Below are 19,853 nucleotides of genomic sequence, written 5' to 3'. Positions count from 1 at the left end.
TCGAGGGCGGACGCCCGATCCAGTCTAACGAGATAAGCCTTGCAAGCTCCTGGCGGAAGGGCCTTGCGCGGCCCGCGGCCCCCAGCAGGTTTCAGGCCAGCGCGATCGTCTCGTTTCGGCACAGGATTGGCCCGCGCGTCGCGCGATTGCCGGCGTTTCAGGCTTTCGTCGCCACCAGGGCGAAGCGCGTCGAGGAGACCAGCCGCAGCGCGTCGTGCAGGGCGGCGCTGCGCTGTTGCGCCCGCACCACCTGCCGGTAGTCTGCCGGCTCGATCCGGGCGAAGCCGGCCTCGTGCAGCATGGCGCCGAGGCGCTCATAGCTCAGCCCGTCGCGGAAGAAGAAGCGCCGGGTGATCGAGTCGAAGGCCTCCTTGTCGGTCGTATGCACGGTGCCGCCGCTGCGCTCGCGCAGCCAGGTAGCGCCGCGGTTGATCAGGTTCTGGATCCAGGAGCGGTTGATCCAGTCGCCGTCGATCACCAGGAGCCTGCCGCCGGGCTTCAGCACGCGGAACCATTCGGCGAAGGCGGCTTCGGGATCGGTCAGGGTCCAGACCAGATGCCGTGTCACCAGAGCGTCATAGCTCTCGTCGTTGTCGAGCAGGCGCTCGGCGTCGCCGGACAGGATCCTCGCCTTGTCGCCATGCTTGGCGCGGGCACGGGCGAGCATGTCGTCGGAAAAGTCGATCGCCGTGACCTTGTGGCCGAGCGAAAGCAAAGCGCGGGTGATCTCGCCGGTGCCGCAGGCGAGGTCGAGCACGTCGCGCGACTCCGTACCGAAGGCCTGGCGCAGCAGGCTCTGGAAGGCGGCGAGCTCGGCCTCGGACTTGATCGCATGGCCGACCTGCTGGTCGAAGCTCGCGGCGCGGCTCGACCAGTAGGCGCGGATCTCCTCCTTCAGCGAGTAGTTGGCGCCGGGGCTGGAAGCGTTGGTGTCTTGCATCGGCTTACGTCGCTTGGAAGGATTGGCGGAGATGTGAGCAGCGGCCTCAGAGGGTGGCGAGTTCCGGCATGGCGCGCTGGCTTGCCTTGCGCGCCGAGCCCTGGACCACGACGAAGGGCGCTTCGCCATCGCCGGTCTCGACCCGGGCGACGACACCATAGACCTCTTCCAGCAGCGCCGGGGTGATGATCTCGCGCGGCGGGCCGAGCGCGACGAGGCGCCCCTTCGCCAGCACCATCACCTTGTCGGCGATGCGCAGCGCCTGGTTGAGGTCGTGGATCGCGATCAGTACGCAGATCTTCTTCTCGCGGGCGAGGCGGGCGACGAGACTCAGCACCTCGAACTGGCGGTGCAGGTCGAGCGCGCTGGTCGGCTCGTCGAGCAGCATGATCTCGGGCTGGCGCACCAGCGTCTGGGCGATCGAGACGAGTTGGCGCTGGCCGCCGGAGAGCTCGCCGAGGCCGCGAAAGGCGAGCTCGGCGATGTCGAGATCGTGAAGCGCCTGGTCGATCGCGGCGAGCTCGTCATCTCCGACGCCCCAGGAGCCGCCCTGCTTGCGGGCGAGCAGGATCGACTCGTAGACGGTCAGCACCGCGTTCACCGCGGTGTCCTGCGGCAGATAGCACGGCGCCTTGCCGCTGGGGCTGGCGATTTCGACCGTGCCGGTGCCCGAAGCCATGCCGGCGATGCGTCGGAACAGGCTCGACTTGCCGGCGGCGTTCGGGCCGATCACCGCCACGACCTCGCCGCCGAGCAGATCGGGCGTGGTCACATCGGTGAGGATCTGGCGCCTGCCATAGGCGACACCGACTTCGCTGAGGGCGAGGCGCTTCACCATGAACGCCTCCGGCTGGTCAGGATCAGGCTGAAGAAGAACGGCACGCCGACCAGGGCGGTGACGACGCTGATCGGGAAGATCAGCCCGGGGATCAGCGACTTGCTGACCACCGAGGAGGCCGAGAGCAGGGCGGCGCCCGCCAGTGCCGAGGCCGGCAGGAAGAAGCGTTGATCCTCGCCGATCAGCATCCTTGCGATATGCGGGCCGACCAGGCCGATGAAGCCGATCGTGCCGACGAAGGCGACCGGCACCGAGGCGAGCAGGGCGACGAGCAGCATGGTCTCCAGCCGCAGCCGCTTGACGTCGATGCCGAAGCTCGCGGCCTTCTCGTCGCCGAGGCGCAAAGTCGTCAGCGCCCAGGCCCGGCGGGCGAAGAGCGGCAGGCAGAACAGCAGAACGGCGGAGGTGATGGCGAGCTTGTGCCAGCTCGCCTTGGTCAGCGAGCCCATCATCCAGAACACCACCGCGCCCAGCGCCTGCTCGGAGGCGAAGAACTGCAGCAGCGCCAGCAGGGCGTTGAAGGTGAAGACCAGCGCGATCCCGAGCAGCACAACCGTCTCGGTGGTGACGTCGCGGCGCTGGCTCAGCATATGGATCAGCAGCGAGGCGCCCATCGCCATGATGAAGGCATTGAGCGGAACGACATAATCGATGGCGAAGGGCACGATCGCGACGCCGAATACCAGCGCCAGCGCCGCTCCGAAGCTCGCCGCCCCGGAGATGCCGAGCGTGAACGGGCTCGCCAGCGGGTTGTTGAGTACGGTCTGCATTTGTGCGCCGGCGATGGCGAGCGCCGCGCCCGTGACCACGGCCATCAGCGCAACCGGCAGCCGGATGTCCCAGATCACCACCCTGACGGCGGCCGGAGCGGTCGACGGCGAGAGCAGCGCGTCGACGACCTCGCCCATGCTGTAGCGAGCCGGCCCCAGCATCAGGTCGACCAGGAAGCAGAGCAGCAGGGCGGCGGCAAAGCCGGCCAGCAGCAGCTTGCGGCGGAAGGCGAGGGCCCGATAGGCCTCGCGCCCTTCCGCCACCGGCAATTCGGTCGCCGTCTTCTCGGCCAGGATGGGCGCCAGGCTCATTTGACCGCCTCGAGCGAGACCCATAGGCCGGGCTCGTAGGGCAGGGGCAGGAAGCGCTCGTGCAGCGCCTTCATGGTCGCGTCCGGGTCGATGTCCTTGAACAGCTCGGGATGCAGCCATTTCGCGATCTGCTGGATCGCCACGAACTGATAGGGGCTGTTGTAGAACTGGTGCCAGATGCCGTGGACCCGGCCGTTCTTCACCGCCGCCGATTGGACGAAGGCCGGGCGCTTCATCAGATTGGCGAGCTTGCGGCGGGCTTCGGTCATGTCGGCGCCGGCGCCGAGGCCGACCCAGTTGCCTCCGGGGACGTAGCCGTCCCAGCTGCTGCCGGTCACGATCACGATGTCGGGATTGTCGGCGACGATGCGCTCCGGGTTGATCGTGCCGAAGGTGCCGGGGATCAGCGGCGTCGCGAGGTTACGGCCGCCGGCGAACTCGACCATCTTGCCGAAATTCTCGTTGCCGAAGGACATGCAGCAATCGTCGGAATAGCCGCCGGCGCGCTCGACCATGACGAGCGGGCGCTTGAGATCGCCCGCCTTGGCGAGCCGGTCGGTAACCAGCGCGATCTGCTCGGCGCGGTATTTGATGAAGTCCTCGGCGACCTGCTCCTTACCGAAGAGCTTGCCGATCAGCCGCATCGACGGCTCGGTGTGCTCGAACGGCTTTTCGCGGAAGTCGACATAGACGACGGGGATGCCGACGGAAGCCAGCTTCTCGACCAGCTTGGCCTCGTCGCTGGCGACCTTGGCCTCGATGTTGAGGAAGAGCACGTCAGGCTTCAGCGCGATCGCCTGCTCGACGTCGAAGGCGCCTTCCTTCATGCCACCGAAGGTCGGCAGCTTGGCGATCTGCGGATAGCGCGCGAGATAGGCCTTGTAGTTCTCGGGGTCGGCCTTGCCGAGATCGTCGCGCCAGCCGACGACGCGCTTGAACGGCTCGTCCTTGTCGAGCGCGGCGACGAAATACATCTGCCGGCCTTCGCCGAGGATGATCTTGCGCACCGGCGCCTCGACCTCAACCTTGCGCCCGATGATGTCGGTCACGACGATCTTTTCGGCGGCAGCCGGCAGGGCGGCGACCAGAAGCATGCCGGCAGCGGCGAAAGCGCGCAGGACAGTCCGTTTCGTCAGCATCGGGGATCTCTGGTGCGAGGAATTCTTCGGGTCAAATAGAAGGGCATTAGTATTCGGTCAATAACTGTAGATTTTAATCATTCTAAATATAGATTAGAATATATCGAATATAGATCTCGCTGTTGCCGTGTCTGGCGGGCCTTGCGCGCCTCCTGCGCCGCTTTCCTCGGCGTCCGCGAAGGGGCATAAGCGGCCATGGCTGCAGATCCGAACGCGAGCCCGCCTTTCTGGCGGACCAAGACCCTCGAGGAGATGAGCGAAGCGGAGTGGGAATCGCTCTGCGACGGCTGCGGACGCTGCTGCCTGGTCAAGCTCGAGGACGAGGATACCGGCCGCATCCTGGCGACCGATATCGGCTGCCGTCTGTTCGATGCCGGAACCTGCCGCTGCCGCGACTACGAGAATCGCTCGCAGACCGTGCCGGATTGCGTGACGCTGACGCCGGATGAGGTGCGCACCCTCTCCTGGCTGCCACCGACCTGCGCCTATCGTCTGGTCGGGGAGGGCAAGGATCTGCCCTGGTGGCACCCGCTCGTCTCGGGCGATCCGCAGACGGTGGTCGAGGCCGGTGTCTCGGTTCGGGGCAAGGTCTTCGCGAACGAGGACGAAATCGCCGAGGAGGAACTGGTCGAGCGGCTGGTGAACTGGCCGCTGCGCTGGCCGAAGGGCGCGCGCGGGCGCCGGGCCTGATGGCCGCAGGGGCGGCTGCGCGCCGGCGCGCGATCTGCGATGATGGACGGGGCGGGTTGCCGGTCGCGCTCATTGATTGTTCATCCGCTTTTGGGCATGACCACGCCGCGCGGGTGCACTGCACAAGCAGACCTCGCGATCGCGAAACCATGCGGACGCGTCGGCGTTGATGGCGGCGGCGAATTTGGAAGAGGCGGGGCTTATGGCAGGGCAGAAGTGGGTCTACACTTTCGGCGACGGCAAGGCCGAGGGTGAGGCAGGAATGAAGAACCTGCTCGGCGGCAAGGGCGCGAACCTTGCCGAGATGAGCAATCTGGCCCTGCCGGTCCCGCCTGGCTTCACCATCACCACCGAAGTCTGCACCTGGTATTACGACAATGGCAGGAGCTTTCCGGCCGAGCTCGACGGCCAGGTCAAGGCGGCGCTCGCCGGCATGGCCGGGCTGACCGGCAAGACCTTCGGCGATCCGGCCAATCCGCTGCTCGTCTCGGTCCGTTCGGGGGCGCGCGCCTCGATGCCGGGCATGATGGACACGGTGCTCAATCTCGGCCTGAACGACGTCACCGTCGAGGCGGTGGCGCAGGCCTCGGGCGATGCCCGCTTCGCGTGGGACAGCTATCGCCGCTTCATCACCATGTATTCGAACGTGGTGCTCGACGTCGATCACGGTCATTTCGAGGAGGCGCTCGAAGACTACAAGGAGCGCAAGGGCTACCAGCTCGACACCGAGCTCTCGGCCGATGACTGGAAGGTACTGGTCGGCAAGTACAAGGAAATCGTCAGGAAGGAACTCGGCGCCGAATTCCCGCAGGAGCCCGAAAAGCAGCTCTGGGGCGCGGTCGGTGCGGTCTTTTCGTCCTGGATGAACAACCGCGCCATCAAGTATCGCGAGCTCAACGACATTCCCGCCGCCTGGGGGACTGCGGTCAACGTCCAGTCCATGGTCTTCGGCAATATGGGCGAGACCTCGGCCACCGGCGTCGCCTTCACCCGCAATCCCTCGACCGGCGAGAACGAGCTCTATGGCGAGTTCCTGATCAACGCCCAGGGCGAGGACGTCGTCGCCGGCATTCGCACGCCGCAGGACATCACCGAGGCCGCCAGGATCGCTGCCGGCTCCGATAAGCCTTCGATGGAGAAGGCGATGCCGGAAGCCTATGCCGAGCTCTGCCGGATCTACGGCATCCTCGAAAAGCACTATCGCGACATGCAGGACATGGAGTTCACCATCCAGGAGGGCAAGCTCTGGATGCTGCAGACCCGTTCCGGCAAGCGCACCGCAAAGGCGGCGCTGCGCATCGCAGTCGACCTCGCCCGCGAGGGGTTGATCTCCGAGGACCAGGCGGTCGGTCGTGTCGAGCCCGGCGCGCTCGACCAGCTTCTGCACCCGACCATCGACAGCAAGGCCGAGCGCCGCGTCCTGACGACCGGCCTGCCGGCCTCGCCCGGCGCCGCCGCCGGTGAGATCGTCTTCACCTCCGAAGCCGCCGAGGCGGCGAAGAAGGCGGGGCATAAGTGCATTCTGGTGCGCGTCGAGACCTCGCCTGAGGACATTCACGGCATGCATGCCGCCGAGGGCATCCTGACCACACGCGGCGGCATGACCTCGCATGCGGCGGTGGTCGCGCGCGGCATGGGCAAGCCCTGCGTCTCCGGCGCCGGCCAGATTCGCGTCGACTATGCCAAGGCGACGATGAGCGTCGGCGCGACCACCCTGAAGGCGGGCGATTTCGTCACCATCGACGGCTCGACCGGGCAGGTCCTGCTCGGCGAGGTCAAGATGCAGCAGCCCGAGTTCTCGGAGGAGTTCAAGACACTGATGGGCTGGGCCGACCGGCTCCGCCGCCTGAAGGTCCGCGCCAATGCCGAGACCCCGCGCGACGCCAGGACGGCCCGCGAATTCGGTGCCGAGGGCATCGGCCTCTGCCGCACCGAGCACATGTTCTTCGATGCCGACCGCATCCTCGCCATGCGTGAGATGATCCTGTCCGAGGATGAGGCGGGGCGGCGCGCCGCGCTGGCCAAGCTACTGCCGATGCAGCGCCAGGACTTCGTCGAGCTGTTCTCGATCATGCACGGGCTGCCGGTGACGATCCGCCTGCTCGACCCGCCGCTGCACGAGTTCCTGCCGCAGACCGAGGAGGAGATCGCCGAGGTCGCGGCGGCGATGGGGACCAGCGTCGACAGGTTGCGGCGCCGCGCCGCCGAACTGCACGAGTTCAACCCGATGCTCGGCTTCCGGGGCGTGCGCCTTGCCGTCGCCTATCCCGAGATCGCCGAGATGCAGGCGCGCGCCATCTTCGAGGCGGCGGTGCTGGCGGCGAAGGAGACCGGCAAGCCGGTGATGCCGGAGGTGATGGTGCCGCTGGTCATGGGCTCGCCCGAGCTCGATCTGGTCAAGGCCCGCATCGACGCCATGGCGGCGGCGGTGCGCAGCGAAACCGGGGCGAGCCTGGCCTACCAGGTCGGCACCATGATCGAGCTGCCGCGCGCTGCGCTACGCGCCGAGGAGATCGCAAGGACCGCCGAGTTCTTCTCCTTCGGCACCAACGACCTGACTCAGACCACGCTCGGCATCAGCCGCGACGACGCCTCGACCTTCCTCGGCGCCTACACCGCCAGGGGCCTGCTGCCGAACGATCCCTTCGTGACGCTGGACCAGGATGGCGTTGGCGAGTTGGTCCGTCTCGCCGTCGAGCGTGGACGCAAGACACGGCCGGACATCAAGCTCGGCATCTGCGGCGAGCATGGCGGCGATCCTGCCTCGATCGGCTTCTGCGAAAGCGCCGGGCTCGACTATGTCTCGTGCTCGCCCTTCCGTGTGCCGATCGCCCGGCTCGCCGCCGCGCAGGCGGCTCTGGGCGCGATCAAGGCGAAGGACGCCTGACGCGCTCCTCGTCATTGCGAGGAGCGTGGCGACGAAGCAATCTGGGGGCCGTCGAGCGCGCCGCTGGATTGCTTCGCGTTGCTCGCAATGACGGAACCGCCATGCCCGCGAAACTCACCACCATCGGCTTCGATGCCGATGATACGCTCTGGCAGAACGAGCAGTTCTACCGGCTGACCGAGGAGCGCTTCGTCAGCTTGCTCGGTGCGCATGGCGAGGCGGCCGAGATTTCCGGCCGGCTGCTCGAGGCCGAGAAACGCAATCTCGCCTTCTACGGCTTCGGCATCAAGGGCTTCACCCTCTCGATGATCGAGACCGCGATCGAGGTCACGCGCGGCGAGGTCGCTCCGGCGGTGATCGCCGAGATCCTCGCTGCCGGGCGCGAAATGGCGGCGCACCCGGTCGAGACCCTGCCGCATGCCGCCGAGACGCTCGCGGCGCTGGCGGGCGTTTACCGCCTGGTGCTGATCACCAAGGGCGATCTCTTCGATCAGGAGCGCAAGCTCGCCCAGTCCGGGCTCGGCGACTATTTCGATGCGGTCGAGATCGTCAGCGACAAGACGGTCGCGACCTATCGCCGTCTGTTCGCGCGCCATGGCGAAGGGCCCGAGCGGGCGATGATGGTCGGCAATTCGCTGAAATCCGACATCGTGCCGGCGCTCGTCGCCGGCGGCTGGGCGACCTTCGTCCCGCATGAACTGACCTGGGCATTCGAGCATGCCGAGGAGCCGGTCGGCGAGGTGCGCTTTCGAAAGCTCGTCGATCTCGGCGGCCTGGTCGGGCTCGTGCGCGAGATCGGCTGATCCGGCTTCGAGCCCCTGGCGCAGCCTGGTCCAGCCGGCCGCCCAGGGGCGGATTGGCCCCGAATCCGGCCGGGCCGGCGCAAACCGGGCATCTCTGGACCCGACTTGCAAATTCTGCTAGACGCTCCGATGTAAGACGAGATGCGGCCGGGTTCTGGCCAATCCTCCGCGCGGGTCAACCGGTCGGCGGGCACGATTCAGATCCACCACACATCGCTACAAGACCATGATGAGGCGTCCGCGCGCCGAGCCATGGGTCGCAACGATACGCGGATCTGAAACGTAAGGATTAATGCCATGAACAAGGGCACCGTGAAGTGGTTCAACGCCACCAAGGGCTACGGCTTCATCACCCCTGAGAACGGCGGTCAGGACATCTTCGTCCACATCTCCGCCGTCGAGCGGGCCGGCCTGCGCGAGCTGCGCGAAGGCCAGGTCGTCTCCTACGAGCTGATCGCCGATCGCAAGACCGGCAAGTCCTCGGCCGGCAACCTCGCCGTCGCCTGAGTGACCGATATCGCGGGCGGGTCCTTGGGGCCCGCCTGCTCCCATAGGCGGGCCCGGCCCGCATGACACGATATCCTCCGGCGCAGTGGCTAGCGGTTCGCCGGGCGGAAAGAACTTCATACGTAGACCGAGTATCGCAGGACGCGGCGCTTCCGTTCTCCACGTGCGCCCCTTGCTTGCCGGTCCAGGAAAGACCTGTTTTGACAAAATTCACCGACCTCGGCCTGGCCGAGCCCCTTCTCAAGGCGCTCGCGGCCGAAGGTTATGAGACGCCTACGCCGATCCAGGCGCAGGCGATCCCTGCGATTCGCGACGGCCGTGACCTGCTTGGCGCCGCCCAGACCGGAACCGGCAAGACGGCGGCCTTCTCGCTGCCGATGCTGCACCGGCTGCTCGGCCAGCCGCGGCGCGTGCAGCCGCGCTCGGTGCGCGCGTTGATCCTCTCGCCGACGCGCGAGCTCGCGGCCCAGATCGAGGCCAATATCCGCGGCTACGCCCAGTTCACCAGCATCAAGTCGACCGTGATCTTCGGCGGCGTCCCCGTCGGCAAGCAGATTCGGGCGCTCGCCCAGCAGGTCGACATCCTCGTCGCCACGCCCGGTCGCCTGCTCGACCTGGTCGACCAGCGCGCCGTCTCGCTGCGCGAGATCGAGTTCCTCGTCCTCGACGAGGCCGATCAGATGCTCGATCTCGGCTTCATCCATGCGCTCCGCCGCATCGCGACGCTGATCCCGCAGAAGCGCCAGACGCTGCTGTTCTCGGCCACCATGCCGAAGGCGATCCGCGAGATCGCCTCCGCCTATCTCACCGATCCGGTCGAGGTCGCGGTCACGCCGGTTGCGACCACCGCCGAGAAGATCGACCAGCGCGTCATCTTCACGGAAGCTGGCCAGAAGCCGGCTCTGCTGGCGAAGACCTTGAGCGTTCCCGAGATGGAGCGCGCCATCGTCTTCACCCGCACCAAGCACGGCGCCGACAAGGTCGTGCGCCAGCTCGAGCAGTCCAACATCAAGGCGGCTGCGATCCATGGCAACAAGAGCCAGGGCCAGCGCGAGCGGGCTCTCGGCGCCTTCCGCGACGGCGAGCTGCGCATCCTGGTCGCAACCGACATCGCGGCGCGCGGCATCGATGTCGACGGCATCAGCCATGTCGTCAATTTCGACCTGCCGAACGTGCCGGAGACCTATGTCCACCGCATCGGCCGCACGGCGCGCGCCGGCGCCTCGGGCGTCGCCATCGCCTTCTGCACGCCGGAAGAGCGCGGTGATCTCGCCGGGATCGAGAAGCTGACCAAGGTCGCGCTCACCCCGATCGGCGAGGTGCCGTACTGGGATGGCCGCACGCCGAAGAAGCCGCCGCAGAACCAGGGCCGTGGCAGCCGTGGCCAGCAGGGCGGCGGAGGCCGTGACAATGGCCGGGGCGAGGGACAGCGCCAGCATCAGGGCCAGCGCCAGGGTGCCAAGCCCGGCAATGGCGGCAGCCATAACGGCTCCGGCCGCAATGGTGGCGGCCAGCGCAGCGATGCGCCGCGCCCGAACCAGGCGCGTAACGAGCGCCCGGCACAGCGCAATGATGCGCCGGCAGTGCGAAAAGAAGCGGCTTCGGCCAATGAAGGGCTTGGCGGCGTCGCGTTCTTGCAGCAAAGAACGGAGCAACGACGCACCAATGGCGCAAGGCGGCGCGCGAACTGACGCGCTGAGCGCCCGACGGATCGGATCGCGGCACGCGGCCGCGCCGGTCCCTGCGCCGAAGAGAAGACGAAGGATCAGGGAATGGCGAAGGAAGAACTTCTCGAATTCGACGGCACCGTGGTCGAGGTGCTCCCGGACGGGAACTACCGGGTCAAGCTCGACAACGACCACATCATCCTGGCCTATGCGGCCGGCAAGATGAAGAAGAACCGCATCCGCACCATCGCCGGCGACCGCGTGGTGGTCGAGATGTCGCCCTACGATCTCGATCGGGGCCGCATCAACTTCCGCCAGAAGACCGCGAGCCCCGGCCCGATGCCGCCGCGGCCGCAGAATTTCCGCCGGCGCTGAGCCGCCGATGCGCTTCACCAAGCCCGAGCAGTTCTTCATCGCTGCAGGCGTCGGGCTTGGCGCTGCGGCCTCGCTCGCCGCCAATACCGGCTGGATCGCGAAGGGGGGAACCTTCCCGCCCTTCGTCTATGTGCTGCTCGCCCTCGGCCTGGTCGAGGTCGTGGTCAGCCTGGTGCTGCGCCAGCCACCGGGCTCGCTCTTCACCTTCCCGGCCCGCGTCCTCGCCTTCGCGCTCGGCGTTGGCGTGCTGATGCTGCTGACCGGCGGACTCGCCTGAGCGGCGACGGCCTCGGACACATCCTATCCGTCATTCCGGACAAGCGGCGAAGCCGCGCGGCTCCGTAATCCATCCTAGAGCGCAGGAGCCCTATGATGGATTCCGGCGCTCCGCTGCGCCGCGGCCGGAATGACGCGGGGAGTGGTGGTCCCACCCATCCGTCCCAGGCCACAAAAAAAAGCCCCGGCCGAAGCCGGGGCGTAAGTGGCATTTTCCGTGATGAACAGGACTACGTAGAAAGTTCGGTGAAACTCAGTAGCGGGCCGGGGCCCAGCGCTGCGAGCCGGGGCTGACCAGGACCTGGCGCTGGCGGGTGGCGTATTCGGCCGGCACCGTCTCGTGCACCACCTGCGTGGCGCGGACCATGACGCGGCGGCTGCGCTGGCCGTAGACCGCCGGCACGACATCATAGGCGACCGAGGCCGGAGAGACCTCGACGGTGCGCTGCTGGTAGCCGTATTGCGCGGGGACATCGACCCAGCAGCCGGTGGTCTGGCCATAGGCGTCGCGGCTGACCTCCCAGCGGCGCGTCGCCGGCGCGATCAGCACCTTCTCGGAGACGGTCTGGTATTGGGCCGGGATACGGCGCGCGATACGGCGCTCCGGCTGGACCATCACCTTCTCGACGACCGTCTCGTATTCGGCCGGAACGACCCGGGAGAAGGTGCGGGCAGGGCGGGTGACAAAGCTCTCCTCGACCGTGCCGTAGACCGGTGGCGTCGTCACCAGCTTGTAGCAGGAGGAGCCGTAGCAGCCGCCACCAGCGGCGGCCGGCGCGGCGAAGCCGAGTGCCCCGACGAGGGCGGTGGCGGCGATGCCGCCAAGCGAGAGAACCCTGGATGCCATGTCTGACCTCTGCCCCGTTGCGCGGCACTGCGGCCGTGTTGTTGGGGAGAGAAAAGCCGGACCGAACTGATGAACGCAAGGTAAACGCTAAAACAAGGTAAAATTAACCATGCCCGGCGGCGGCTGGAAGATTCAGCTCCGTTGCAATCCACTTGCCGGAATTGCCGTCATTCGACCGGTTCGGGAAACCGATCATCAGGACTGGCGAACGGGGCGGTGCCGGAAAACCCCCAAGCCGGAAACGCCGCGAAAGCAGAGATGGAGAGGGAGCGGCACTCCCTCCCACAGGACCGCCCCCTCTCCGCAGGCATCTGGCCTGCGCTCGCCCCGGCTCCCGAGTGCCGTGTGCCGCCCGGCCCATTCCGAAAGGCCGAAAGGCGAACAGCAAGTTCGTAAGGTAGACAAGGCGTCGGGCGCGTTACGTCCGGATTAAGTCGGCGTTACCTTGGGGGAGGGGCGCGCGAGTCCATTCGGATGCTGCAACGAAATGGCGGAGCGAGCCGAGGTTCCGCGGAGCCGCGGCACTATCCCGGCGCTGCGCTTCGCCCCGGCCGGGATGAAATCCACCTCAGGTCTGCCCCGGCCTGAGCTTGTAGAAGACGTGCCGGCCGATCGTGTCCATCTTCTTCAGCTTGCGCGCCCAATAGGGCCGGACATAGTCGGCGTGGTAATGGGTCGAGGCGCCGACATCGGCGAGATAGGTCGTGCCCTCATAGACCTCGCGGGCGATGCGGGTCGCGTCGCGCCAGGGGCCGGGCTCGGTGATGCGCAAGGCCTTGCCTTCGCAGGCGAAGGTGAACTGGCAGGCGAGGTGGCGGTTGCGGTTCTGGTAGACCGTGCCGCAGACGCTGTCGGGATAGAGCCCGCTCTTGACCCGGTTGAGCACGACCTGGGCCACCGCGGCGCGGCCTTGCTCGCTTTCCGAGCGCGCCTCGAAATAGATCGCCTCGGCGAGGCAGCGCTGTTCCTTCGCCATGTTCTCGGCTGCGATCAGGCCGGTATAGATCTGCCTGCCCTCGTTCGCGCCTTCGCCGGCCTGAGGCCCGCGGCCGGGCGTCGCCTTGGCGATGCGGCTCTGCGCCGCCGATGCGCCGGCTGGCGGGGAGATGGGAGGCGGTGTCGCCGAGGCGAGCCTCGCATCCGGCGTCGTCACCGGGGTCGAGGAGGACTGCGCCAGGTTGCCGGCGACCGAAGGCGTCGAGCCGTCGATGCTCTCCAGATGCAGCTCGGCATGCCGTGGCGAGGTGATGACCTTGGGGATCGCGACCGGCGAGGCATCCGACAGGGCGGGATCGGTGACGCCCTCGTCATGGGCCGGGGGTTCGAAGCCGATCTGCGGCCCGTCATAACCGTCGAGCGCCTCGATCGAGAAGCCGCCGGAGATCAGGCCGGGAGTCTCGCCGAAGACGATCTGCTCGAGCTCTCCGGGCTGGCCGCTGCGCGTCAGCGTCGGCCGCAGGGGGACCAGAAGATCCCCCTTGGCGCTGCGGTCGACCTGCGGGAAGGCGGCCGCTGCGCGTTTCATCTCCTCGCGCGGCAGGCGCGGATCGGAGACGAAGACGTTTTCCGGCATGTCGAAGGAAAGTCGCGCGGTCTGGACCACGCGCTCGAAGGCGCGTTCCGGCATGCGGAAGGCGCTCACCGCCACCAGCATCGACGGTCCTTCGGCGAGGCTTGAATTCGGGTTCGGTGCGGCGCGCGCGATCAGCGAGGAGGGCGAGGCGTAGGAATCGTGGTTCTGGCCGGCCGAGGCGGTGAAGGAGACAAGCAGTCCCGCGGACAGCGCCCAGGGCGCGACCGTCGCCAGCGCCCATCTCAGGCGGGCACTGCGGTTTCGCTTCGATCGCCGGCGCGGACGCAACTGACTCAAGGCGCTCAACCCGAGAGGAATGGAACGGCATGCGCGAGCTGCGATGATGCAAATCCGCGACATCGCGATAATCAGGCGTCAGGGTTGAGGGTCGGTTAATGGACCGAGCCGGAAGAGGGCGAACGACGCATGGCAGGCGGGCGGCGTCGGCCGCCAAACCGGGCGCGAATACCGTCGGAGATCGGCCCGTCGCGGCGAACGCGTCGATTTTCTATGCATCGCCGTGATGTGCGATGTAACGGAAACGCGTTGGAAACATCCTGGCGCCGCCGCTATCGTGCAGACACACGATCCCATTCCCCGGAGCCTTCCATGAATTCCGCCGCCAAGCGCAGCCATGCGCCGGAGATCATTGTCGTCGCCGGCTGCCTGATCGCGCTGATCAGCTTCGGGCCGCGCGCCAGCGCCGGCCTCTTCCAGATTCCGATGACGCTGCAATTCGGCTGGGGCCGCGACACCTTCGGCCTGGCGCTGGCGATCCAGAACCTGCTCTGGGGGCTGGGCGCACCCTTCGCCGGCGCCATCGCCGACCGTTTCGGCCTCGTCCGGGTGCTCTGCGTCGGCGCGCTGCTCTATGCCGCCGGCCTCGTCATGATGGCCTATGCCTCGACGCCACTCGAGCTGCATTTTGGCGCTGGCGTGCTGATCGGCTTCGGCCTCTCGGCCTGCTCCTTCAACCTGATCCTCGCGGCCTTCGGCAAGCTCCTGCCGGAGAGCTGGCGCCCGCTCGCCTTCGGCGCAGGCACCGCTGCCGGCTCCTTCGGCCAGTTCCTCTTCCCGCCGATCGGCAACATCCTGATCGAGACGCTGGGCTGGCAGCAGGCGCTGGTCGTCTTCGCCTTCACCCTGCTTCCGGTCATTCCGCTGGCGACCATGCTCGCCATGCGCAAGACCGGGGCGGCCGTCGGACAGGCTGCTGCCGCCAATCTTCCGAACCAGACCATCCGCCAGGCGCTGGGCGAGGCCTTCAAGCATCGCTCCTATGTGCTGCTGGTCCTCGGCTTCTTCACCTGCGGCTTCCAGCTCGCCTTCATCACCGTGCACATGCCGGCCTATCTCAAGGATGCCGGCCTGCCGGCCTGGGTCGGCGGCTGGACGCTCGCCGCCATCGGCCTCGCCAATGCCGCAGGCTCGCTCGGCTCGGGCTGGCTCTCCTCGCGCATGCCCAAGCGCCATCTGCTGGCCTGGATCTATTTCGGCCGGGCGGTGGCGATCGCCGCCTTCATCCTGATCCCGGCGAGCCCGGCGACGGCGATCATCTTCGGCATCACCATCGGGCTGTTCTGGCTCTCGACCGTGCCGCCGACCTCGTCGCTGGTGATGCTGATGTTCGGCACGAAATACATGGCGATGCTCTACGGCTTCGCCTTCTTCTCGCATCAGGTCGGCGGTTTCCTCGGCGTGCTGCTCGGCGGCATCCTCTATGAGCGCTTCGGTTCCTACGACATCGTCTGGTGGCTCTCGGTGGCGCTCGGCGTCGCCTCGGCCCTGATCAACCTGCCGATCGTCGAGAAGCCGGTGGCGCGCCCGCAAGCGCAGCCGGCCTGATCAAACACGCACGGGCGCGCCGCTTGCAGGCAGCGGCCCGGCGCGGTCAACTCATCCCGCTGATCTGCATCATGCTCAGCCCTCATCCTGAGGAGCGGACGTTAGTCCGCGTCTCGAAGGATGCTCCAGAGCGTGCTGGAACATCCTTCGAGACGCCGCTACGCGGCTCCTCAGGATGAGGGCTGAACCAGAAGCTTCCGGAGTGTTTCCATGACCACCTTCAAGGCCCTGATCGCCAGCAAGGGCGAAGCCGGCACCAGTCTTTCCTTCGGCGATTTCGCCGAGGCCGACCTGATGGAAGGCGACGTGACCGTCCGCGTCACCCATTCGACCGTCAACTACAAGGACGGGCTCGCGCTCACCGGCCGTGCTCCGGTGGTGCGGCGCTGGCCGATGATCCCCGGCATCGACTTCGCCGGCCGGGTCGAGGCCTCCGACAATCCCGCCTTCAAGCCCGGCGATCTCGTCATCCTCAACGGCTGGGGCACGGGCGAGACGCATCTCGGCGCCTATGCCCAGAAGAGCCGGGTCAAGGCCGATTGGCTGGTGCCGCTGCCGGAGGGCATGAATCCGGGCGAGGCCATGGCGATCGGCACTGCCGGCTACACCGCCATGCTCTGCGTGCTGGCGCTGGAGAAGCACGGGCTGAAGCCGGAGAACGGGCCGGTCGTCGTCACCGGTGCCGCCGGCGGCGTCGGCTCGGTCGCGATCGCGCTCCTGGCCAAGGCCGGCTGGCACGTCATCGCCTCGACCGGCCGGGCCGAGGAGGTCGATTATCTCAAGGGTCTCGGCGCCGCCGAGATCATCGATCGCAACGAGCTCTCAGGTCCGGGCCGTCCGCTCGGCAAGGAACGCTGGATCGCCGGCGTCGACGCCGTCGGATCGCACACCCTCGCCAATTTGCTCTCGATGACGAAATATGGCGGCGCGATCGCCGCCTGCGGCCTCGCCCAGGGCATGGACCTGCCGGCCTCGGTCGCGCCCTTCATCCTGCGTGGCGTCGCCCTGCTCGGCGTCGATTCCGTGATGTGCCCGAAGCCGCGCCGGCTCGAGGCGTGGGCCCGCCTCGCGAGCGATCTCGACCGCGACAGGCTCGCGGCGATGACGACGACGATCCCGCTCGAGGATGTCGTCGAGACCGGCCGCGCCATCCTCGACGGCAAGGTGCGCGGCCGCGTCGTGGTCGAGGTGGGCTGAGTCCTGGGCTTGCGGCGGCGGAGTGTCCCGCCGCCAGCTGCGCTCTCAATCCAGCTTGATATTCGCCTTCTCGATCACCGGCGCCCATTTCTTCAGTTCGCCGTCGAGGAAGGCCTTGAAGTCCTGCGGCGTCATGCCGAGCGCGATGATCTTCGCGGCGGCGAGCTTCTCACGCACCTCCGGCGTCGCCAGGATCTCGCGGACGTCGCGCGAGATCTTCTCGACGATCGCCGGCGGCGTCTTGGCCGGGGCGGCAAGGCCGTGCCACGCCGTCACGTCGAAACCGGGCAGGAACTCGCTCAGCGCCGGCAGGTCGGGCGCGAAATCCGCGCGCTTCGGGATCGAGATGGCGAGCGCCCTGAGCTTGCCGGCCTCGACATAGGGCCAGGCGACCGCGGCGCCGTCGAGCGCGACCTCGATCTGACCCGAGAGCAGATCGACCATCATCGGGCCGGAGCCGCGATAGGGGACATGGGCGAGCTTCGTCCCGGTCTCCTGCTGGAACAGCTCCATGCCGACATGCAGCGAGGTGCCGATGCCCGAGGAGCCGAAATTGAACTTGTTCGGATTCTGCTTCAGCAGCGCGATGAACTCCGGCACCGTCTTGGCCGGGACCTTCTCCGGGTTGACGACGAGCACGTTCGGCGTGATCGCAAGCTGCGAGATCGGCGCGAAATCGCGCTCGGGATCGAAGGGCAGCCGTTCCTTGTAGAGCGCCTTGTTGAGGCCGTGGCTGCTCGCGTTGATCAGGCCGATCGTGTAGCCGTCCGGCGTTGCGCGGGCGAGTGCGGCGACGCCGATATTGCTGCCGCCGCCGCCCATGTTCTCGATGACGACGCCCTGGCCCCAGCGCGCCTGCAGCCGTTCAGCGACGAGCCTTGCGATCATGTCCGAGGCGCCGCCGGCGGCGAACGGCACGATCACCCGCACCGGCCGTGTCGGATAGGGCTCCTGCGCGGTGGCTGCTAGCGTCGAGACGAGGACGAGCGCGGCGGCCAGTCCCGATTTGAATGACCACATGGTTCTCTCCCTGCTTGGCGCTGCCCCTCATCGGGGATGCGGGTTGGATCAGCGATGTGTGCGCCAGAGGGCCGAAAGCCGGGCGATCTTCTCGTCCGACAGATAGCCGTAGCGGTTCAGTTGCAGATGGCGGCACGGGCTTTCGAGCACGGCGCGGAAGCGGCGCTCGACATCCTCGGTCGGCCCATAGCCGTGCACGATCGTCGAGAAGCGCGACTGGCGCAGCTCTCCCGCCGCGATCTCGATCGCGCGCCGCAGGCCGGCATCGTCGGCCGGATGCGCCTCCTCGGGTTCGGGATAGCGCAGCGCCGCGCGCGTCGGCGCATTGGCGTTGAGGCCGAGCCAGCGATGCACCAGCGCGAACACCTTGTCGGGATCGGCGCCCGTGGCCTGCGCCAGCCGCTCGACATAGCCCCGCTCGATCATTGGCCAGTGCATCGTGTAGTGCTTGACCGAGACCTCGTCGACGGCGCCGTCGATTCCGGCGAAATCGAAGCCGGAAAGCCGGTTCAGCGGCGGCGGGAAGGCCTGCATCACGATGCCGATGCGCCCGTCCGATACCTCCCGGACGATGGCCGCGAGGTCCCTGACATAGTCGCCGACGAGCGCGGCGCGATAGGCCAGCAGCGCTGCGCCCCAGCTGCCGGCAGCCGCCAGCCGCTCCGGATCGATCGTCTCCGGTGCCGTCGCGAGGCGCGGGCCGAGCTCGCGCAGTCCCTCCAGCGCACGCGCCCGGACCGCCTCGACATCATGGCCGAGCTCCTGGCCGCGCTTCACCGCGGCGGGGCCGAAGTCGAACAGCAGACTCTCGAGTGCATAGGGCGGGTATTCCGGCCAGTCGAAGCGCAGCGCATCGATCTCCGGGTAATTCCTCAGCAGGTCGGCGACGAGCGCGCGCATATAGCGGCGCAGCCCCTGGCTCGCGAGGCTGAGATTGGCGTCGACGCGGCCGGGAACCGGTCGGCCATGGATGGTCAACGGCTGCTCGTCGGCGGCGTTGTCACGGCACTGGACGCGCAGGCCGGGGGGCGCGGCGGCCATGACCTGGAGCTGCACCTGCATGCCGGCGCGCTTCGCCCCGGCGAGCAGGGCGGCTACGGTGCCGCCTTCGCGATCGGTTAGATCATCCGGCAGCGGCGGCGGGTAGGGGCTCTCGCGATAGAGCGCCGGGTCCGGCCGGAAACTGGTCGCGGTCTGCATCCACAGCGCCCTGTCGCCCCAGAGCGGGCGGTCGAGCGTGCGTCCGAGGCCGGCGCCGGCGTCGGAAGGCGGTTCGCGCACGCCCGTGCCTTCCGGGCAGCGCTGCGCCACCGAGGGCGTGGTGCAGAGCACGGTGCAGCCGAGGCGCTGGGTAATGTTCTCCAGAACGGCGTCGACACCCTCGGACTGGGCGTACTCGGGCATGATGGTGATGCCCAGGGATGGGTGTTCGTTTGTCATGTGGCGCGGATGTAGGGGTGCTTGAGGCCGGCTGCGCGGCTGAGAAAGCGGCCATGGGCCTCGATATGGGCGGCCATGGCGGCCCTGGCCGCCTCCGGCGAGCCCGACTCGATGGCGGCGAGGACGAGGCGGTGCTGCTCCAGCGCGTCGCCGAGCGCCCCGCGTTCCGAGATCCGGAGATGGTGGACGCGCTGCAAATGCGTCCGCGCCCGGCTGACGCTCTGCCACATTTGGCTGAGCTTCTGCGTGGCGAAGAGGGCGTGGTGGAAAGCTTCGTCACAGGCATAGGCGCCGGCCGCATCGCCGCGGGAGACGGCCTGCTCATGCCGAGCGACGGCCTCCGACATCTCGCGCAGCAGAGCCGGTTCGGCATTGGCCGCGGCGCTCGCCGCAGCCTCGCCCTCGAGCAGGCGGCGGATGGTGACCGCCTCCGCGACCGCCTGCGGATCGATCAGCGAAACGAAGGTGCCGAGATTGGGGAAGACATCGAGCAATTGCTCTTCGCTGAGCCGGGCGAAGGCCTCGCGCACCGGTGTGCGGCTGATCGAGCAGGCTTCCGCCACATCGCCCTCGGAGAGGGCGGTGCCGGGTGCGATGGCGAGCGTGACGATGGCCTCGCGCAAGCCGCGATAGACCTGCTCCGGCGCCCGCAGCGTGCGGTCGATCGTGAGCACCGGAAGCTGAGGCGGGCGGGCCGCGCGCGACGGTCGGGGCATTTCGCGTTCCT

Annotated in this window: 18 protein-coding genes; 9 read left to right on the top strand and 9 right to left on the bottom strand. The window is 67.7% G+C overall.

Annotated features, from left to right (window positions below; translation table 11 throughout):
- Positions 1 to 157 precede the first annotated feature (157 nt).
- The 4 genes from AC3RCC_RS21320 to AC3RCC_RS21305 are packed head-to-tail and all read right to left on the bottom strand — an operon-like array spanning position 158 to position 3,999.
- Positions 158 to 940, bottom strand: coding sequence for a class I SAM-dependent methyltransferase (locus AC3RCC_RS21320; RefSeq protein WP_492256514.1), 783 nt, complete (start codon positions 938 to 940; stop codon positions 158 to 160).
- Positions 941 to 986: 46 nt separating this feature from the next.
- On the bottom strand, positions 987 to 1,775 hold the full coding sequence (locus AC3RCC_RS21315; protein ID WP_465247151.1) for an ABC transporter ATP-binding protein: 789 nt from the start codon (positions 1,773 to 1,775) through the stop codon (positions 987 to 989).
- The gene (locus tag AC3RCC_RS21310) at positions 1,772 to 2,842 is read right to left on the bottom strand and encodes a FecCD family ABC transporter permease (protein ID WP_452116945.1); all 1,071 of its coding nucleotides are present in this window, start codon (positions 2,840 to 2,842) and stop codon (positions 1,772 to 1,774) included. Before AC3RCC_RS21310 ends, AC3RCC_RS21315 begins: the two co-directional genes overlap by 4 nt.
- A 14-nt stretch (positions 2,843 to 2,856) precedes the next feature.
- On the bottom strand, positions 2,857 to 3,999 hold the full coding sequence (locus AC3RCC_RS21305; protein WP_492256513.1) for an ABC transporter substrate-binding protein: 1,143 nt from the start codon (positions 3,997 to 3,999) through the stop codon (positions 2,857 to 2,859).
- Between the two features lie 195 nt (positions 4,000 to 4,194).
- On the opposite strand from AC3RCC_RS21305, the gene AC3RCC_RS21300 reads away from it, so the two are divergent.
- The 7 genes from AC3RCC_RS21300 to AC3RCC_RS21270 all read left to right on the top strand — a co-directional run bounded on the left by AC3RCC_RS21300 (position 4,195) and on the right by AC3RCC_RS21270 (position 11,205).
- The gene (locus AC3RCC_RS21300; RefSeq protein WP_291639269.1) at positions 4,195 to 4,689 is read left to right on the top strand and encodes a YcgN family cysteine cluster protein; all 495 of its coding nucleotides are present in this window, start codon (positions 4,195 to 4,197) and stop codon (positions 4,687 to 4,689) included.
- A 202-nt stretch (positions 4,690 to 4,891) separates the two neighbouring features.
- A complete protein-coding gene (gene ppdK / locus AC3RCC_RS21295) occupies positions 4,892 to 7,576 on the top strand; it encodes a pyruvate, phosphate dikinase (RefSeq protein WP_492256512.1) in 2,685 nt (894 codons plus the stop codon).
- Positions 7,577 to 7,677: 101 nt separating this feature from the next.
- A complete protein-coding gene (locus AC3RCC_RS21290) occupies positions 7,678 to 8,379 on the top strand; it encodes an HAD family hydrolase (RefSeq protein WP_492256511.1) in 702 nt (233 codons plus the stop codon).
- A gap of 297 nt (positions 8,380 to 8,676) precedes the next feature.
- Positions 8,677 to 8,886: a cold-shock protein gene (locus AC3RCC_RS21285; RefSeq protein WP_110488019.1), complete on the top strand. Its 210-nt coding sequence runs from the start codon at positions 8,677 to 8,679 to the stop codon at positions 8,884 to 8,886.
- A gap of 200 nt (positions 8,887 to 9,086) precedes the next feature.
- Complete coding sequence (locus AC3RCC_RS21280; RefSeq protein WP_291645128.1) at positions 9,087 to 10,577, top strand: DEAD/DEAH box helicase; 1,491 nt, start codon at positions 9,087 to 9,089, stop codon at positions 10,575 to 10,577.
- 81 nt (positions 10,578 to 10,658) lie between these two features.
- On the top strand, positions 10,659 to 10,928 hold the full coding sequence (gene infA, locus AC3RCC_RS21275; protein WP_291639077.1) for a translation initiation factor IF-1: 270 nt from the start codon (positions 10,659 to 10,661) through the stop codon (positions 10,926 to 10,928).
- A 7-nt stretch (positions 10,929 to 10,935) separates the two neighbouring features.
- Positions 10,936 to 11,205, top strand: coding sequence for a hypothetical protein (locus AC3RCC_RS21270; protein WP_291639078.1), 270 nt, complete (start codon positions 10,936 to 10,938; stop codon positions 11,203 to 11,205).
- Positions 11,206 to 11,457: 252 nt separating this feature from the next.
- Here the strand turns inward: AC3RCC_RS21270 and AC3RCC_RS21265 are convergent, their stop codons facing one another.
- Together AC3RCC_RS21265 and AC3RCC_RS21260 are read right to left on the bottom strand one after the other, a co-directional pair.
- Complete coding sequence (locus AC3RCC_RS21265; RefSeq protein WP_452116559.1) at positions 11,458 to 12,051, bottom strand: hypothetical protein; 594 nt, start codon at positions 12,049 to 12,051, stop codon at positions 11,458 to 11,460.
- A 568-nt stretch (positions 12,052 to 12,619) separates the two neighbouring features.
- Positions 12,620 to 13,921: a cell wall hydrolase gene (locus AC3RCC_RS21260; RefSeq protein ID WP_492256510.1), complete on the bottom strand. Its 1,302-nt coding sequence runs from the start codon at positions 13,919 to 13,921 to the stop codon at positions 12,620 to 12,622.
- Between the two features lie 312 nt (positions 13,922 to 14,233).
- On the opposite strand from AC3RCC_RS21260, the gene AC3RCC_RS21255 reads away from it, so the two are divergent.
- Both AC3RCC_RS21255 and acuI read left to right on the top strand, forming a co-directional pair.
- Entirely contained in the window at positions 14,234 to 15,469 is a 1,236-nt protein-coding gene (locus AC3RCC_RS21255) for an MFS transporter (protein ID WP_291638918.1), read from the top strand.
- A 210-nt stretch (positions 15,470 to 15,679) separates the two neighbouring features.
- Entirely contained in the window at positions 15,680 to 16,666 is a 987-nt protein-coding gene (gene acuI / locus AC3RCC_RS21250) for an acrylyl-CoA reductase (NADPH) (protein WP_492256509.1), read from the top strand.
- A 45-nt stretch (positions 16,667 to 16,711) separates the two neighbouring features.
- Here the strand turns inward: acuI and AC3RCC_RS21245 are convergent, their stop codons facing one another.
- The 3 genes from AC3RCC_RS21245 to AC3RCC_RS21235 are packed head-to-tail and all read right to left on the bottom strand — an operon-like array spanning position 16,712 to position 19,842.
- A complete protein-coding gene (locus AC3RCC_RS21245; protein ID WP_291645138.1) occupies positions 16,712 to 17,686 on the bottom strand; it encodes a Bug family tripartite tricarboxylate transporter substrate binding protein in 975 nt (324 codons plus the stop codon).
- 48 nt (positions 17,687 to 17,734) lie between these two features.
- A complete protein-coding gene (locus AC3RCC_RS21240) occupies positions 17,735 to 19,126 on the bottom strand; it encodes a hypothetical protein (RefSeq protein WP_492256508.1) in 1,392 nt (463 codons plus the stop codon).
- On the bottom strand, positions 19,123 to 19,842 hold the full coding sequence (locus AC3RCC_RS21235) for a GntR family transcriptional regulator (protein WP_492256507.1): 720 nt from the start codon (positions 19,840 to 19,842) through the stop codon (positions 19,123 to 19,125). The genes AC3RCC_RS21240 and AC3RCC_RS21235 overlap by 4 nt, the downstream gene beginning before the upstream one ends.
- Positions 19,843 to 19,853 lie beyond the last annotated feature (11 nt).

This window comes from Allobosea sp. GW823-FHT01F03 (genome assembly GCF_058798075.1).
The sequence above is the reverse complement of the archived record's forward strand: the minus strand, read 5'-3'. Positions and strand labels throughout refer to the sequence as shown.